This is a genomic window from Pseudomonas sp. SLBN-26 (assembly GCF_006715895.1).
Taxonomy (GTDB): Bacteria; Pseudomonadota; Gammaproteobacteria; order Pseudomonadales; family Pseudomonadaceae; genus Metapseudomonas; species Metapseudomonas otitidis.
On record NZ_VFOB01000001.1, the window covers coordinates 4,152,152 to 4,167,785 of the forward strand.

The window sequence follows — 15,634 nt, forward strand, 5'->3', positions numbered from 1 at the left end:
GTTTGGGCTCAGGCCTTCTTCTTGCCGAGCAGATAAGAGAGGGTCACGAACAGCACGGAGACCCCGAGGATCAAGGTGGAAACGGCGTTGACGTCAGGCGTCACGCCCATGCGCAACAGCCCGAAGATGAAGATCGGCAGGGTGGTGGTGCCGGCCTGGGCCACCATCATCGAGATCACGAAGTTATCCAGCGAGACGATGAAGGCCAGCATCAGCCCCGAGACCATGCCCGGCGCCAGCAGCGGCAGGGTGACCTTGCGGAAGGTCCGCCAGGGGCCGGCGTAGAGGTCGGCGGCGGCCTGCTCCAGGGACAGGTCCATGTCGTTCAGCCGGGCGCGGATCGGCAGGTAGGCGAACGGGATGCAGAACACCGTGTGGGCGATGATCAGGTTGCCGTAGCCCAGCGACAGGCCGAGGGTGGAGAACAGCGCCAGGGTGGCGACGCCAACCACGATCTCCGGCAGCACCAGCGGCAGCATGATCGTCCCCATGGACAGCCGCAGCCCCTTGAAGCGCGCCCCGCGTGAGGTGCCCAGGGCCGCCAGGGTGGCGATGGCGGTGGCAGCCAGGCTGGCACACACGGCGATCAGCAGGCTGTTGCCGGCCGCCTGGCGCAGGGCCTGGTTGGCGAAGGCGGCGCGGTACCAGTCCAGGCTGAAGCCGGCCCACACGGTGGCCGACTGGTTGGCGTTGAACGACAGCACCACCAGCACCAGGATCGGCGCGTAGAGGTACAGGTAGAACAGCAGGCTGAGGGCGCCGAAGCCGGGGAAGTCCCGCACGCCGGGGCGACGGTTGCGAAACAGGGCACGCATCATCGGGCACCTCCCGCCGCACGGCCGGCGCGCCAGGCGTAGACCATCAGCACCAGCATCACCGCCGCCATCAGCACCAGCGACAGGGCGGAGCCCAGCGGCCAGTTACGAGCGTCGCTGAACTGCCGGAAGATCAGGTTGCCCAGCATCATGCGGGTACCGCCGCCAAGCAGCTCAGGAGCCACCATCGCCCCCAGGCAGGGCACGAAGGTGAGGATGGCGCCGGCGAGGATGCCGGGCCGGGCGATGGGCAGCACCACCTTGCGCAGGGTGCGCCAGCGTCCGGCGTAGAGGTCCTGGGCGGCCTCCAGCAGGCGCAGGTCCATGCGCTCCAGGGTGGCGTAGATCGGCAGCACCACAAAGGGCGCGTAGGTGTACACCAGCCCGAGCAGCACGGCACCGTCGGTGTACAGCAGGTTCAGCGGCTGGTGGATCAGGCCGAGGCCCATCAGCGTGCCGTTGACCACGCCGGTGCCGCGCAGCAGCAGGATCCAGGCGTAGGTGCGGATCAGCAGGTTGGCCCAGAACGGCACGGTGATGAGGAAGATCAACAGGCCCCGCCGGTGCGCCGGCTGCATCGCCAGCCAGACGGCCACCGGAATGCCCACCAGCAGGGTGATGACGGTGGTGGCGGCGGCGATGCCGATGGAGCGCAGGGCGATCACCAGGTAGGCATCGGCGAAGGCCAGGCTGTCGTCCAGCTGGCGTTCGAACAGCAGCGAGACATAGGCCTCGACGCTGAACTGCGGGTTCACCCCGCCGTAGGGGTTGGCCTGCATGAGGGAATAGCCGACCACGATGAGGATCGGCACCACCAGGAACAGGCCGATGGCGACCAGCGCCGGCGAAACGCCGAGCAGGCTGGCCAGGGCGCGGCGGCGTTCCAGGCTGTGGGTGAGGGTGCGCATGGTCCTGTCCTCCTCAGTCCAGCAGCACGCAGGCGCTGCCCGGCTCGACCCGCAGGCCGGCACGGGCGCCTACCTCGGGCTGGCGTCCCTGGATGGCGTTGTTGGGCAGGCGCACGGTGAGCGGCGTGCCGTCGTCCAGGGCGACCCGGTACTGCAGGTCGGTGCCCAGGTAGACCCGTGCCAGCACCTGGCACGGCAGGCTGTCGGGCGTGGCGTCCGCCAGCAGGTGCAGGCGCTCGGGGCGCACCGAGAGGCTGGCCTCGGCCCCGATGGCCAGGCCGTTGCAGGCCGGCGCCTGGAGCACCGCACCGCCGGGCAGGCGGAAGTGCGCGCCCTGGCTGTCGAGCGCTTCGAGACGGGCCGGGAGGAAGTTGGTCTCGCCGATGAAGTCGGCGACGAAGCGGTTGCGCGGGCGCTCGTAGATGTCGTCCGGGCCGCCCACCTGCTGCACCTCGCCCTGGGCGAGCACGGCGATGCGGTCGGACATGGCCAGGGCCTCTTCCTGGTCATGGGTGACGAAGATGAAGGTGATGCCGGTGCGGGTCTGGATGCTCTTCAGCTCCTCGCGCATAGCCTGGCGCAGCTTCAGGTCGAGGGCGGAGAGCGGCTCGTCCAGCAGCAGCACCTTGGGCTGGGGCGCCAGGGCACGGGCGAGGGCGATGCGCTGCTGCTGCCCGCCGGAGAGCTGGGCCGGGCGGCGCTCGGCGAAGGCCTCCATCTGCACCAGCGCCAGCATCTCGCGCACCCGCTCGGCCACGGCGGCCTTGCTCAGGCGCCGGCCCATGGGGTGGGATTCCAGGCCGAAAGCGAGGTTCTCGGCGATCGTCATGTGCGGGAACAGCGCGTAGTGCTGGAACACGGTGTTCACCGGGCGGGCGTAGGGCGGCCGGTCGGCGATGTTCTCGCCGAACAGGCGGATCTCGCCTTCGGTGGGGAACTCGAAGCCGGCGATCATGCGCAGCAGGGTGGTCTTGCCGCAGCCGGAAGGGCCGAGCAGGGTGAAGAACTCGTTGTCGCGGATGTCCAGGTCGACGCGCTTCAGCGCCACCGGGCCGCTCTGGGGGTCGCCGTAGACCTTGCGCACGGCGCGGATGGACACCGCCGCAGTGGTCGGCGGGCTGTGCAGGGCACTCATGAATACCTCCGGTTCCTTCCCCTGCGCCCGGTGGGCGGGGGTCTTGTCGTTGTTCTGGCAGGACTAGAGACAGGTGCAGCGTCGGGCTCGGGGCCCGGTTGTTGTGGGGCTGCTGGGGACGGATGGTCGGGGAAAGGCGGTTGAGCAGAAAGCTCAATTTTCTTACAGTCGCTGTTAAAAAATTTAATACCTGACCGCGAGCCCTTCAGCCATGTCGATCCAGCGCCTGCCGCCGCTCAATGCCGTGCGTGCCTTCGAGGCCGCCGCCCGCCTGGGCAGCTACGTTGCCGCCTCGCGGGACCTCCATGTCACCCAGCCGGCCATCGGCCGCCACGTGAAGCTGCTGGAGGAGTGGCTGGGGGTGCGCCTGTTCGACCGTACGCCACGCGGCGTGTCGCTGACTGCGGCCGGGCAGCGCTACTACGAGAAGATCGCCAGCGCGCTGCAACAGATCGCCGATGCCGGCCATGAGCTGACCCCGGGCGGGACGGCGCGCTGGCTGAAGATCATGGTGGTGCCGGCCTTCGCCAAGCGCTGGCTGATGCCGCGCCTGGAAGCCCTGCTGGAACAGCGACCGGGGCTGAAGATCGCCATCGAGCCCAACCCCACCTTCGAGGCGGTGGACGGCCAGCGGGCGGACCTGGGCATCGCCTACGGCCTGCCCGGGCAATACGGCCGCCGCACGGTCACCCTGCTGCACCCCAACGTGTTCCCGGTCTGCTCGCCCGCGTACCTGGCGGCCCATGGCCCGCTGGCGGGCCCGGAAGAGCTGGCGACGCACAAGCTGATCCACGTCGACGACGGCGAGTGGTGGAACGCCTGGCTGGCGGCACTGGGCTGCCCGCTGCGGGTCAGCTCCGAGGTGCTCTACATCAGCAACGACCACGCCCTGAGCATGGCGGAGAAGGGCCACGGCATCGCCCTGGCCAACGAGGTGCTGGTGCACCAGGAGCTGGCCGCCGGCAGCCTGGTGCGTGCGCTGCCGCTGCAGGCACCGCTGGAGCGCTACCAGGCGCTGCTGCCGCCCGGGCCGCACAGCACGGACGTGGAGTGGTTCATCGACTGGCTGTCGGCGGAGCTGCGCCGGGAGTTCCCGGAGCTGGCCTGACGCCGGGCACGCCCGGCGTCGCGGGGTTCAGCGGGGCGCGTAGGCGAAGACGTCGGCGCGCATCTGGTGGGCATCCATGCCGGCTTCCACCAGGGCATCGAGGGTGGCGTAGACCATCGCGGGCGAGCCGCTGGCGTAGACGTGCAACGGCTTGAGGTCGGGGAAGTCCTCGCGCACGGCCTCGTGCAGCAGGCCGTGGCGGCCGGGCCAGTCGCTGGGGTCGCTGACCACCCGGTGCAGGGTGAGGTTCGGCAGGCCCTGCCAGTCGTCCCAGTGCGCCAGCTCGTAGAAGTCCTCCGGCCGGCGCATGCCCCAGTACAGGTGCACGGGGTGGGCGAACCCGGCGGCACGGCAATGCTCGATCAGGCTCTGCATCTGGCCCATGCCGGTGCCGGCGGCGATCAGCACCAGGGGGCCGTCGGGCAGCTCGGCCAGGTGGGTGTCGCCAAAGGGCAGGCGGACCCGCGCCAGGCCGTCGCGCTGCAGTTGCTGCAGGAGGGCGGCGGCGCTGGGCTCACGGCCGAGGACGTGCAGTTCGAGTTCACGCCCGGCGCTGGGGGCGGAGGCGATGGAGAAGGCGGACGCTTCGCCATCGTCCCGCTCGATCAGCAGGTACTGCCCGGCGTGGTAGCGCGGCGGCTTGCCGGCCGGGGCACGCAGGCCGACCCGCCAGACGTCCCCGCCGACCGGGGTGCAGGCGGTGAGCTGGCAGCTCAGGCTGCGCACCGGCAGTTCGCCGGGGGCGAGCACGCCGTCCCAGTGCAGGACGCAGTCTTCCAGGGGTTCGGCGAGGCAGGTGAACAGCTCGCCATGGTCCAGCTCGCGGCCGCCCTGGCGCACCCGGCCTTCCACCAGCAGGGCGGCACAGATGTGGCAATTGCCGTTGCGGCAGCTCTGCGGGCAGTCGTAGCCCAGGCGCCGGGCGGCGGCGAGGATGTTTTCCCCGGGGGCGGTTTGCAGGACCGCTCCGGAGGGCTGCAAGGTCACTCTCAAGAGGTGTTCTCTTTGTTATGGCGGGCGTTCAGGGGCGCCCTGGCCCCTGTGCTCAATCTATACCCAGGCTGGACCACATCTCGTCCACGCGACGGGTTACCGCCTCGTCCTTGACGATGGCGCGACCCCACTCGCGGGTGGTCTCGCCCGGCCACTTGTGGGTGGCATCCAGGCCCATCTTGGAGCCGAGACCGGAGATGGGCGAGGCGAAGTCCAGGTAGTCGATGGGGGTGTTGTCGATCATCACCGTGTCGCGCTTGGGGTCCATGCGGGTGGTGATGGCCCAGATCACGTCGTTCCAGTCGCGGGCGTTGATGTCGTCGTCGGTGACGATAACGAACTTGGTGTACATGAACTGTCGCAGGAACGACCAGACGCCGAGCATCACGCGCTTGGCGTGGCCGGGGTACTGCTTCTTCATGGTCACCACCGCCATGCGGTAGGAGCAGCCTTCGGGCGGCAGGTAGAAGTCGGTGATCTCGGGGAACTGCTTCTGCAGGATCGGCACGAAGACTTCGTTCAACGCCACGCCGAGGATGGCCGGCTCGTCCGGCGGGCGGCCGGTGTAGGTGCTGTGGTAGATGGGCTTGCGGCGACGGGTGATGCGCTCGACGGTGAACACCGGGAAGGTGTCGACCTCGTTGTAGTAGCCGGTGTGATCGCCGTAGGGGCCTTCCGGGGCCGTCTCGCCGGGATGGATCACGCCTTCCAGCACGATCTCGGCACTGGCCGGGACCTGCAGGTCGGAGCCGATGGCCTTGACCAGCTCGGTGCGGTGACCGCGCAGCAGGCCGGCGAAGGCGTACTCGGAGAGGGTGTCCGGCACCGGGGTCACCGCGCCGAGGATGGTCGCCGGGTCGGCGCCGAGGGCGACGCAGACGGGGTAGGGCGTGTTCGGGTGCTTCTGGCACCACTCGCGGAAGTCCAGCGCGCCGCCACGGTGGCTGAGCCAGCGCATGATGACCTTGTTGCGGCCGATCACCTGCTGGCGGTAGATGCCGAGGTTCTGCCGCTCCTTGTTGGGGCCGCGGGTGATGGTCAGGCCCCAGGTGATCAGCGGTGCCACGTCGCCGGGCCAGCAGTGCTGGATCGGCAGCTTGCCGAGGTCGACGTCGTCGCCTTCCTCGATCACGTCATGGCAGGGGGCGTCCTTGAGGACCTTGGGTGCCATGCTGATGACCTTCTTGAAGATCGGCAGCTTGGACCAGGCATCCTTGAGCCCCTTGGGCGGCTCGGGCTCCTTGAGGAAGGCCAGCAGCTTGCCGATCTCGCGCAGTTCGGAGACGTCATCCGCACCCATGCCGAGGGCCACGCGTCCGGGCGTGCCGAACAGGTTGCCGAGCACGGGGATGTCGTAGCCGGTGGGGTTCTCGAAGAGCAGCGCCGGGCCTTGCTTGCGCAGGGTGCGGTCGCAGATTTCGGTCATTTCCAGGATCGGCGAGACCGGGGCGGTGACGCGCTTGAGCTCGCCACGTTGTTCCAGGCCGCTGATGAATTCGCGCAGGTCGCGATACTGCATGCGTGAGCCTCTCGGGGCGTGCAGGTCGGGGCGCAGAGTTTAGCGCCGATGGGGGCCTTCCAGAAGGACGAATGAACACCCGGAAACGCGAAGGCCGGGTTTCCCCGGCCTTCGTGGCACCACGACCTGTTACTTGCTGCGCTTCATGGACATGAAGAACTCGTCGTTGGTCTTGGTGTCCTTGAGCTTGTCGAGCAGGAACTCGATGGCGGCGATCTCGTCCATCGGGTGCAGCAGCTTGCGCAGGATCCACATGCGCTGCAGTTCGTCCTCGGCGGTCAGCAGCTCTTCGCGGCGGGTACCGGACTTGTTGATGTTGATGGCGGGGAACACGCGCTTCTCGGCGATGCGACGGTCCAGCGGCAGCTCCATGTTGCCGGTGCCCTTGAACTCTTCGTAGATCACCTCGTCCATCTTCGAGCCGGTCTCGACCAGCGCGGTGGCGATGATGGTCAGCGAACCGCCTTCCTCGATGTTACGGGCGGCGCCGAAGAAGCGCTTGGGCTTCTCCAGGGCATGGGCGTCGACACCACCGGTGAGCACCTTGCCGGAGCTGGGGATCACGGTGTTGTAGGCACGCGCCAGGCGGGTGATGGAGTCCAGCAGGATGACCACGTCCTTCTTGTGCTCGACCAGGCGCTTGGCCTTCTCGATCACCATCTCGGCGACCTGCACGTGGCGGGTCGGCGGCTCGTCGAAGGTGGAGGCGACCACTTCGCCGCGCACGGTGCGCTGCATCTCGGTCACTTCTTCCGGGCGCTCGTCGATCAGCAGGACGATCAGGTGGCACTCGGGGTTGTTGCGGGTGATGTTGGCCGCGATGTTCTGCAGCATGATGGTCTTGCCCGCTTTCGGCGGGGCGACGATCAGGCCGCGCTGGCCCTTGCCGATCGGCGCGCAGAGATCGATCACGCGGCCGGTGAGGTCTTCGGTGGAGCCGTTGCCGGCTTCCATCTTCAGGCGCTCGTTGGGGAACAGGGGCGTGAGGTTCTCGAACAGGATCTTGTTCTTGGCGTTTTCCGGGCGGTCGAAGTTGATCGAGTCAACCTTCAGCAGCGCGAAGTAGCGCTCGCCCTCTTTCGGCGGGCGGATCTTGCCGATGATGGTGTCGCCGGTACGCAGGTTGAAGCGGCGGATCTGGCTGGGCGAGACGTAGATGTCGTCAGGGCCGGCCAGGTAGGAGGAGTCGGCGGAGCGGAGGAAGCCGAAACCGTCCTGCAGAATCTCCAGCACGCCGTCGCCCGAAATTTCTTCGCCGCTCTTCGAGTGCTTTTTCAGCAGGGCGAAGATCACATCCTGCTTGCGCGAACGGGCCATGTTCTCGAGGCCCATCTGTTCGGCCATTTCCAGCAGTTCGGCAATCGGCTTTTGCTTGAGTTCGGTCAGATTCATAGGAATGACGTAGATGAGAAATGAGGGAAGGAAAGCTTGTGAGCTTGAGAGGCCGCGCCGAGGGAGGCGACAGATCGCTGCGCGTGATTCGAGTTGGAATGCGTCGACGGCGGCTTGCAGAGGGCAGCGGAGTGACGCTGCGGGCCCGAATTTAACACCGGGTTTCGGGTGAGTCCAGTACTGCGCCGACAAAAAACCCCGCATCGAGCGGGGTTTTTACGGAGATTCCCGGAGGGAAAATCAGATGTTGGCGTCCAGGAAGGCAGCCAGCTGGGACTTGGACAGGGCGCCGACCTTGGTGGCCTCGACATTGCCGTTCTTGAACAGCATCAGGGTCGGGATGCCACGCACGCCGTACTTCGGCGGGGTGTCCTGGTTCTCGTCGATGTTCAGCTTGCAGACCTTCAGCTTGCCTTGGTAGTCCTTGGCGATCTCGTCCAGGACGGGGGCGATCATCTTGCACGGACCGCACCATTCGGCCCAGTAGTCGACCAGCACCGCGCCCTCGGCGCTCAGTACGTCCTGCTCGAAGCTGGCGTCGGTGACGTGGGAGATGAGTTCGCTCATGGATGTTCTCCGGATTCGGAAGCGGAAATAGGCGGCCATCATAGCCCGCCTCGGGCGTGACCGAAAGCCGCGGCCGATTGAGTGTGCCTATGGGCTCGCTGGCGAAAGTTGATCGATAGCGGATCGCGAAGGGCCGCGCGGCAATCGGTCGCGTGGGTCACAGGTCCGGCCGGGCAGCGGGATGGCGCGCCGGCCGATCAGCGGAGACGGTCTGTGGGGAAGGCGCGCGTTGGCGTGTCACCGTGATCGTGGCAGGATGGCGCGGTTAAGAAACGAGACACCGGACCATGCCTTCGACCCGACGCCCCGCCAACCTGTCCCTGATCGCCGCCATCGACCTCGGCTCCAACAGCTTCCACATGGTGCTGGCCAAGGTCGACCACGGTGAAATCCGCATCCTCGAGCGCCTGGGGGACAAGGTGCAACTGGCCGCAGGCCTGGACGAAGAGCGCGTGCTCAGCGAAGAGGCCATGCAACGCGGCCTCGACTGCCTGCGGCGCTTCGCCCAGATGACCAACAGCCTGCCGGAAGGCGCCGTGCGCGTGGTCGGTACCAACGCCCTGCGCGAGGCCCGCAACCGCAGCGAATTCATCCGCCGCGCCGAAGCCATCCTCGGCCACCCGGTGGAGGTCATCTCCGGCCGCGAGGAGGCCCGCCTCATCTACCTGGGCGTGTCCCACAGCATCGCCGACACCCCCGGCAAGCGCCTGGTGGCGGACATCGGCGGTGGCAGCACCGAGTTCATCATCGGCCAGCGCTTCGAATCGCAGCTGCGCGAGAGCCTGCAGATGGGCTGCGTCAGCTTCACCCAACGCTATTTCCGCGACGGCAAGATCACCCCAGCGCGCTACGCCCAGGCCTACACGGCTGCCCGCCTGGAGCTGATGGGCATCGAATACAGCCTGCGCCGCCTCGGCTGGCAGCAGGCGGTGGGCGCCTCCGGCACCATCCGCGCCGTGGGGCTGGCTATCCAGGCAGCAGGCCTGGGCAATGGCGAGATCAACCCGGAAGGCATCGCCTGGCTCAAGCGCAAGCTGTTCAAGCTGGGCGAGGTGGAGAAGATCGACCTCGACGGCATCAAGCCCGACCGCCGCGCCATCTTCCCGGCCGGCCTGGCGATCCTCGAAGCCATCTTCGAGGCCCTCGAACTCAAGCACATGACCCACTCCGAAGGCGCCCTGCGCGAAGGGGTGCTCTACGACCTGCTCGGTCGCCACCACCACGAGGACGTGCGCGAGCGCACCCTGAGCGCGCTGATGGAGCGCTGCCACGTGGACCTGGAGCAGGCGGCACGGGTCGAGGCCAAGGCCCTGGAAGCCCTGGAGCAGGTGGCCGGCGACTGGCAGCTGGACGACGAGTGGCACCGCGACCTGCTGGTGTGGGGCGCGCGCGTCCACGAGATCGGCATGGACATCGCCCATTACCAGTACCACAAGCACGGCGCCTACCTGATCGAGCACTCGGACCTGCCGGGCTTCTCCCGCCAGGACCAGCAGATGCTGGCCCTGCTGGTACGCGGCCACCGGCGCAACATCCCCAAGGACAAGTTCGCCGAGTTCGGCGACGAGGGCGAGAAGCTGATCCGCCTCTGCGTGCTGCTGCGTTTCGCCATCCTTTTCCACCACATCCGCACCAACCAGGAGACGCCCCAGGTCCGCCTGAAGGTGGGCCCGCAGAGCCTGGACGTGCAGTTCCCGGAAAACTGGCTGGCGGCCAACCCGCTGACCCAGGCGGACTTCGAGCAGGAAGCCACCTGGCTCAAGCGCATCGACTTCACCTTCAGCGTGCGCTGACCGGGGCGATTCGCCAGGCAAGAAAAACGGGGCCCAAAGGCCCCGTTTTCATGTCCGCGTTCAGCGCGCGCTGATCGGCGGGTTGAGCAGCTTGTCCAGCAGGATGGCCTGCGCGTTGCGCGGGTTCTGGTTGCCGCTGGGGCTGTTGCGCAGGTAGCGGCCATCGGGCTGCAGGGCCCAGCTGTGGGTGTTGTCGGCCAGGTAGGTCTCCAGCTCCTTCTTCACCCGGGTGATGAGCTTCTTGCCTTCCACCGGGAAGCAGGTCTCCACCCGCATGTCGAGGTTGCGTTCCATCCAGTCGGCACTGGAGAGGTAGAGCTTCTCGTCGCCGTCGTTGAGGAAGTAGTAGATCCGGCTGTGCTCGAGGAAGCGGCCGATGATCGAGCGCACCTGGATGTTGTGGGACACCCCAGGGATACCCGGGCGCAGGCAGCACATGCCACGCACCACCAGGTCGATCTTCACACCGCTCTGGCTGGCCTTGTAGAGGGCGCGGATCACCTTCGGGTCGGTCAGCGCGTTGACCTTCACCATGATGTGCGCCGGCTTGCCCTCGCTGGCGTGCTGGGCCTCGCGGGCGATCATGTCGAGGATGGTCTTCTTCAGCGTGAAGGGCGCATGCAGCAGCTTCTTCATGCGCAGGGTCTTGCCCATGCCGATGAGCTGGTTGAACAGCTTGTGCAGGTCCTCACCGAGGGCCTCGTCCGCCGTCAGCAGGCTGTAGTCGGTGTACAGGCGCGCGTTGCCGGCGTGGTAGTTGCCGGTGCCCAGGTGGGCGTAGCGACGCAGCTCACCGCCTTCGCGACGCAGGATGAGCATCATCTTCGCGTGGGTCTTGAAGCCCACCACGCCGTAGATGACCACGGCGCCGGCCTGCTGCAGGCGGCTGGCCAGCTGCAGGTTGGACTCCTCGTCGAAGCGCGCGCGCAGCTCGATCACCGCCGTCACTTCCTTGCCGTTGCGCGCCGCCTCCACCAGGGAATCGACGATCTCGGAGTTGGCACCGGCACGGTACAGGGTCTGCTTGATGGCGAGGACGTTGGGGTCCTTGGCCGCCTGGCGCAGGAAGTCGATCACCGGGGTGAAGGACTCGAAGGGGTGCAGCAGGAGGATGTCCTGCTTGCCCACCACGTTGAACAGGTTCTCGGCCTTCTGCAGCAGCTTGGGGATCACCGGCGTGAAGCTCGGGTGCTGCAGCTCGGGGTGGCTGTCCAGACCGGTGATGCTGAACAGGCGGGTCAGGTTCACCGGCCCGTTGACCTGGTACAGCTCGCCCTCGGAGAGCCCGAACTGCTTGAGCAGGTAGTCGGACAGGTGCTTCGGACAGGTGTCCGCCACCTCCAGGCGCACCGCATCGCCGTAGCGACGGGAGAACAGCTCGCCGCGCAGCGCGCGGGCCAGGTCGTCCACGTCCTCGGTGTCCACCGCGAGGTCGGCGTTACGGGTCAGGCGGAACTGGTAGCAACCCTTCACCTTCATGCCGGGGAACAGGTCGTCGGCGTGGGCGTGGATCATCGAGGAGAGGAACACGAAGTTGTCCCCCGGCCCGCTGATCTCCTCCGGCACGCGGATCACCCGCGGCAGCAGGCGCGGCGCCGGGATGATCGCCAGGCCGGAATCACGACCGAAGGCATCGACGCCCTCCAGCTCGACGATGAAGTTGAGGCTTTTGTTCACCAGCAGCGGGAAGGGGTGCGTCGGGTCGAGGCCGATGGGGCTGATGATCGGCGCGATCTCGTCGCGGAAGTAGCGGCGCACCCAGGTCTTGAGCTTGGGCGTCCAGTAGCGGCGGCGGATGAAGTTGACCTGGTGCTTGGCCAGCTCCGGCAGCAGCACGTCGTTGAGGATGCTGTACTGCCGCCCCACCTGCTCGTGCACCAGCTCGCTGATGCGGGCCAGCGCCTGGTGCGGCAGCAGGCCGTCGGCGCCGGCCTGTTCACGGGCGAAATTGATCTGCTTCTTCAGGCCGGCGACGCGGATCTCGAAGAACTCGTCGAGGTTGCTGGAGAAGATCAGCAGGAACTTGAGGCGCTCGAGCAGGGGGTAGGTCTCGTCGAGCGCCTGCTCCAGGACACGGATGTTGAACTGCAGCTGCGACAGCTCCCGATGGATGTACAGGCTGCTGTCATCCAGGCCCGGGATCGGCGCGGGAGGCGGGGGGGCCTCCACGGGAGCCGGTGCGGGAACCTGGGCCTCCACCACCGGCTGCTCCGGGGCGGTCTGGGTGTCGGGGGTTGCGGCTGTATTCAATCCGTCGGTGTTCATTCAAGTTCCTGCTGGGGAGTCAGGCTCCCTTCTTGAGCATTTCTGCGGCACGCACCGCGAAGTAGGTAAGAATGCCATCGGCGCCGGCGCGTTTGAATGCGGTCAGCGATTCGAGAATCACCGATTCGCTCAGCCAGCCGTTCTGGATGGCCGCCATGTGCATGGCGTACTCGCCACTGACCTGGTAGGCGAAGGTCGGTACGCGGAAGGCCTCCTTCACGCGCCAGACGATGTCCAGGTAAGGCATGCCCGGCTTGACCATGACCATGTCGGCACCTTCGGCGAGGTCCGCTGCCACTTCGTGCAGGGCTTCATCACCGTTGGCCGGGTCCATCTGGTAGCTGGCCTTGTTGGCCTTGCCCAGGTTGGCCGCCGAACCGACTGCGTCGCGGAAGGGGCCGTAGTAGGCGCTGGCGTACTTGGCCGAGTAGGCCATGATCCGCACGTTGGGGAAGTCGGCCAGTTCCAGGGCCTCGCGGATGGCCTGGATGCGGCCGTCCATCATGTCGGAGGGGGCCACCACCTGGGCACCCGCCTCGGCATGGGACAGGGCCTGCTTGACCAGCGCGTCCACGGTGATGTCGTTCTGGACGTAGCCGTCCTCGTCGAGGATGCCGTCCTGGCCGTGGGTGGTGAACGGGTCCAGGGCCACGTCGCTGATCACCCCCAGCTCCGGGAAGCGGGCACGCAGGGCGCGGATGGCGCGCTGGGCGATGCCGTCCGGGTTCCAGGCTTCGGCACCGTCGAGGGACTTCTTCTCCAGCGGGGTCACCGGGAACAGCGCCAGCGCCGGGATCCCCAGGGCCACCCAATGCTCGGCCGCGTCCAGCAGCAGGTCGATGGACAGGCGCTCCACGCCCGGCATCGAGGGCACGGCTTCGCGGCGGTTTTCGCCATCGAGCACGAACACCGGCAGGATCAGGTCATCGACGGTCAGGGTGTTCTCGCGCACCAGGCGGCGGGAGAAATCATCACGGCGGTTGCGGCGCAGGCGGGTAGCAGGGAACAGGCGGTTGGCGGGGGTAAAGCTCACGGCATACTCCAGGGTCCGGGGGCGGACACAGTGCGACATTTTAAGCGGGCAATTATGACCGAATGGTAACAATGCATGACAGCGACCCTTGGTCGCGTCGACAGGCGCAAAACCCGACCGCGCAAGCCCCGACGGGTTCACAAGCCGACCATCGGCTGGCCATTGGCCAACCCGGGGAGCTTTCCCCGCAACCACATCCCGGTTAGGCTTCGCGTTCATTTTTGCCGCGCTGCCTGATGATGCTGCAACAATTCCTCCAGGATTTCGGGTACTTCGCCCTCTTCCTCGGTACCTTCTTCGAGGGCGAGACCATTCTCGTCCTGGCCGGATTCCTCGCGTTCCGCGGCTACATGGACATCAACGTGGTCGTCGCCACCGCCTTCTGCGGCAGCTACGCCGGTGACCAGCTGTGGTACTACCTGGGCCGCCACAAGGGCCGCCAGATCCTCTCCCGCCGGCCGCGCTGGCAGGCCATGGGCGACAAGGCGCTGGACCACATCCGCCGTCACCCGGACATCTGGGTACTGAGCTTCCGCTTCGTCTACGGCCTTCGCACCGTGATGCCGGTGGCCATCGGCCTGTCCGGCTACCCGCCGCTGCGCTACCTCATCCTCAACGGCATCGGTGCCATCGTCTGGGCCCTGGCGCTGGGCTTTGCCGCCTACCACTTCGGCGCCGTGCTCGAAGGCATGCTCGGCAACCTCAAGCGCTACGAGCTGATGGTGCTGGGCGGCCTGGTGCTGATCGGCCTGGCGCTCTGGCTGCGCCGTCGCATCCGCAACAGCCGCGCCATCCGTGAGGAACGCCGCCGGGAAAGCAGCGAGGAAAGCTGACTCAGGCTGTCACCGGCCGGGCCATGCGCAACCCGGCCAGCAGCCCCAGGCTGACCACCAGGTACAGCCCCAGGCCCACCCCGACCGGCATCGTCACTGCCCCCAGCCCCACCGGCCCAGCCGCCCCGGCAAGCACCCCGCAGGACGCCAGCCGCGCCAGCTCCAGCCCCATCGCCCAGGGCCGGCTCTCCAGCCAGGCGCCGATGGCGAACAGGCCGAACGCCAACCAGCCCCCGCCCAGCAGCAATGCCGGCAGCCCCATCCCGTCTCCTTTTGCCAACAGGTAGCTGCCCCCCAGCAGGTACAGCGCGAACTGCAGCGCCGCGTAGGCGGTGCGGGCCGGCGACAACGGCACCTCGTACTTGCGGAAGCGGGTCAGGTCCGGCTTGGCCAGCGGGTAGCGCTCAGCCACGTCCGCCGGCCGCCAGCCGGTGCGCATGAACCAGATGCGCAGCCGGTCCCACCAGGAGCGCGCCCGCGCCGCGTCCTGCCACAGCTGGGCGTAGAACTGCAGGTTGGCCCACAGCGGGTTCCAGCTGGCCAGCGGCGTGGTCACCCCGAACACCACCGGCTCTTCGTCCAGCTCCTCCTGGAAAGTGCCGAACAGCCGGTCCCAGAGGATGAACACGCCACCGTAGTTGCGATCCATGTACACCGGGTTCTGCGCGTGGTGCACCCGGTGGTTGGACGGGGTGATGAACACCCACTCCAGCGGCCCCAGCTTCGGCACATGGCGGGTATGCACCCAGAACTGGTAGAGCAGATTCATCGCCGCCACCGTCAGGAACACCAGCGGCGGGATGCCGGCCAAAGCCATCGGCAGGTAGAAGATCCAGCCGAAGATGAAGCCGGTGCTGGTCTGCCGCAGCGCCGTGGACAGGTTGTACTCCTCGCTCTGGTGGTGCACCGAATGCGCCGCCCAGAGCACGTTGCGCTCATGGCCCAGGCGGTGGTTCCAGTAGTAGCAGAAGTCGTAGAAGACGAAGGCCGCCACCCAGGTCCAGGGGCTGGCCGGGTCCGGCGCCAGCAACCCCAGGTGCTGCCAGGCGAGGGTGTAGGTGAGAACGCCCACCGTCTTGGTGAGCAGCCCGCAGGTGGTGGACAGCACCCCCGCGCTGAGGCTGTTGATCGCATCGGCGGTGCGGTAGGTGCGCACGCCGCGCCAGCGGTCGGCGAGCAGTTCGAGGCCGATCAGCAGGAAGAACACGGGAACCGCGTAGAGGACGTAATTCATGGGAAGGCCGTATCGTTCGGACGTTGCAGGGGCTAGGAT

The 15,634-nt window shown here is 67.3% G+C and carries 13 protein-coding genes; 3 read left to right on the top strand and 10 right to left on the bottom strand.

Going from position 1 to position 15,634, the window contains the following annotated elements:
• Window positions 1-8 precede the first annotated feature (8 nt).
• Genes FBY21_RS19175 through FBY21_RS19185 form a run of 3 tightly spaced genes read right to left on the bottom strand, consistent with a single transcriptional unit; the run spans window position 9 to window position 2,858 of the window.
• Window positions 9-815, bottom strand: coding sequence for an ABC transporter permease (locus FBY21_RS19175; RefSeq protein WP_409563800.1), 807 nt, complete (start codon window positions 813-815; stop codon window positions 9-11).
• Window positions 815-1,723: an ABC transporter permease gene (locus FBY21_RS19180; RefSeq protein WP_074967041.1), complete on the bottom strand. Its 909-nt coding sequence runs from the start codon at window positions 1,721-1,723 to the stop codon at window positions 815-817. Before FBY21_RS19180 ends, FBY21_RS19175 begins: the two co-directional genes overlap by 1 nt.
• A gap of 13 nt (window positions 1,724-1,736) precedes the next feature.
• Window positions 1,737-2,858 (bottom strand): ABC transporter ATP-binding protein, encoded by a 1,122-nt coding sequence (locus tag FBY21_RS19185; RefSeq protein ID WP_142012991.1) that lies wholly within the window; start codon window positions 2,856-2,858, stop codon window positions 1,737-1,739.
• Between the two features lie 211 nt (window positions 2,859-3,069).
• Between FBY21_RS19185 and FBY21_RS19190 the strand changes: the two genes are divergently transcribed.
• Window positions 3,070-3,966: a LysR substrate-binding domain-containing protein gene (locus tag FBY21_RS19190; protein ID WP_142012993.1), complete on the top strand. Its 897-nt coding sequence runs from the start codon at window positions 3,070-3,072 to the stop codon at window positions 3,964-3,966.
• Between the two features lie 27 nt (window positions 3,967-3,993).
• Here the strand turns inward: FBY21_RS19190 and FBY21_RS19195 are convergent, their stop codons facing one another.
• From FBY21_RS19195 to trxA, 4 genes are all read right to left on the bottom strand, one after another.
• The gene (locus tag FBY21_RS19195) at window positions 3,994-4,959 is read right to left on the bottom strand and encodes a CDP-6-deoxy-delta-3,4-glucoseen reductase (protein ID WP_142012996.1); all 966 of its coding nucleotides are present in this window, start codon (window positions 4,957-4,959) and stop codon (window positions 3,994-3,996) included.
• Window positions 4,960-5,011: 52 nt separating this feature from the next.
• Window positions 5,012-6,478 (bottom strand): 4-hydroxy-3-polyprenylbenzoate decarboxylase, encoded by a 1,467-nt coding sequence (gene ubiD / locus FBY21_RS19200; protein WP_044400925.1) that lies wholly within the window; start codon window positions 6,476-6,478, stop codon window positions 5,012-5,014.
• A 129-nt stretch (window positions 6,479-6,607) separates the two neighbouring features.
• Window positions 6,608-7,870 carry a transcription termination factor Rho gene (rho, locus tag FBY21_RS19205; RefSeq protein ID WP_044400922.1) on the bottom strand — a complete coding sequence of 421 codons (1,263 nt, stop codon included), beginning with the start codon at window positions 7,868-7,870 and terminating at the stop codon, window positions 6,608-6,610.
• A 240-nt stretch (window positions 7,871-8,110) separates the two neighbouring features.
• Entirely contained in the window at window positions 8,111-8,437 is a 327-nt protein-coding gene (gene trxA, locus FBY21_RS19210) for a thioredoxin TrxA (protein ID WP_044400919.1), read from the bottom strand.
• Window positions 8,438-8,724: 287 nt separating this feature from the next.
• Here trxA and ppx point away from each other — a divergent pair, with 287 nt between their 5' ends.
• The gene (gene ppx / locus FBY21_RS19215) at window positions 8,725-10,230 is read left to right on the top strand and encodes an exopolyphosphatase (RefSeq protein ID WP_044400917.1); all 1,506 of its coding nucleotides are present in this window, start codon (window positions 8,725-8,727) and stop codon (window positions 10,228-10,230) included.
• A gap of 60 nt (window positions 10,231-10,290) precedes the next feature.
• On the opposite strand, the gene ppk1 is transcribed toward ppx, so the two are convergent.
• Window positions 10,291-12,495 (bottom strand): polyphosphate kinase 1, encoded by a 2,205-nt coding sequence (gene ppk1, locus FBY21_RS19220; RefSeq protein WP_044400914.1) that lies wholly within the window; start codon window positions 12,493-12,495, stop codon window positions 10,291-10,293.
• A 19-nt stretch (window positions 12,496-12,514) separates the two neighbouring features.
• Window positions 12,515-13,528: a porphobilinogen synthase gene (gene hemB, locus FBY21_RS19225; protein WP_044400911.1), complete on the bottom strand. Its 1,014-nt coding sequence runs from the start codon at window positions 13,526-13,528 to the stop codon at window positions 12,515-12,517.
• A 236-nt stretch (window positions 13,529-13,764) separates the two neighbouring features.
• Between hemB and FBY21_RS19230 the strand changes: the two genes are divergently transcribed.
• Window positions 13,765-14,361, top strand: a complete 597-nt coding sequence (locus FBY21_RS19230) for a DedA family protein (RefSeq protein ID WP_162484930.1) — start codon at window positions 13,765-13,767, stop codon at window positions 14,359-14,361.
• 1 nt (window position 14,362) lies between these two features.
• On the opposite strand, the gene FBY21_RS19235 is transcribed toward FBY21_RS19230, so the two are convergent.
• Window positions 14,363-15,595, bottom strand: a complete 1,233-nt coding sequence (locus FBY21_RS19235; RefSeq protein WP_142012998.1) for a sterol desaturase family protein — start codon at window positions 15,593-15,595, stop codon at window positions 14,363-14,365.
• Between the last annotated feature and the right edge of the window lie 39 nt (window positions 15,596-15,634).

Bases quoted from the DNA above. Each gene is read 5' to 3' on its own strand.
- FBY21_RS19235 (WP_142012998.1), bottom strand. From the start codon at position 15,595: ATGAATTACGTCCTCTACGCGGTTCCCGTGTTCTTCCTGCTGATCGGC.
- FBY21_RS19180 (WP_074967041.1), bottom strand. From the start codon at position 1,723: ATGCGCACCCTCACCCACAGCCTGGAACGCCGCCGCGCCCTGGCCAGC.
- FBY21_RS19185 (WP_142012991.1), bottom strand. From the start codon at position 2,858: ATGAGTGCCCTGCACAGCCCGCCGACCACTGCGGCGGTGTCCATCCGC.
- FBY21_RS19190 (WP_142012993.1), top strand. From the start codon at position 3,070: ATGTCGATCCAGCGCCTGCCGCCGCTCAATGCCGTGCGTGCCTTCGAG.
- rho (WP_044400922.1), bottom strand. From the start codon at position 7,870: ATGAATCTGACCGAACTCAAGCAAAAGCCGATTGCCGAACTGCTGGAA.
- FBY21_RS19230 (WP_162484930.1), top strand. From the start codon at position 13,765: ATGATGCTGCAACAATTCCTCCAGGATTTCGGGTACTTCGCCCTCTTC.
- trxA (WP_044400919.1), bottom strand. From the start codon at position 8,437: ATGAGCGAACTCATCTCCCACGTCACCGACGCCAGCTTCGAGCAGGAC.
- ubiD (WP_044400925.1), bottom strand. From the start codon at position 6,478: ATGCAGTATCGCGACCTGCGCGAATTCATCAGCGGCCTGGAACAACGT.
- ppk1 (WP_044400914.1), bottom strand. From the start codon at position 12,495: ATGAACACCGACGGATTGAATACAGCCGCAACCCCCGACACCCAGACC.
- FBY21_RS19175 (WP_409563800.1), bottom strand. From the start codon at position 815: ATGCGTGCCCTGTTTCGCAACCGTCGCCCCGGCGTGCGGGACTTCCCC.
- ppx (WP_044400917.1), top strand. From the start codon at position 8,725: ATGCCTTCGACCCGACGCCCCGCCAACCTGTCCCTGATCGCCGCCATC.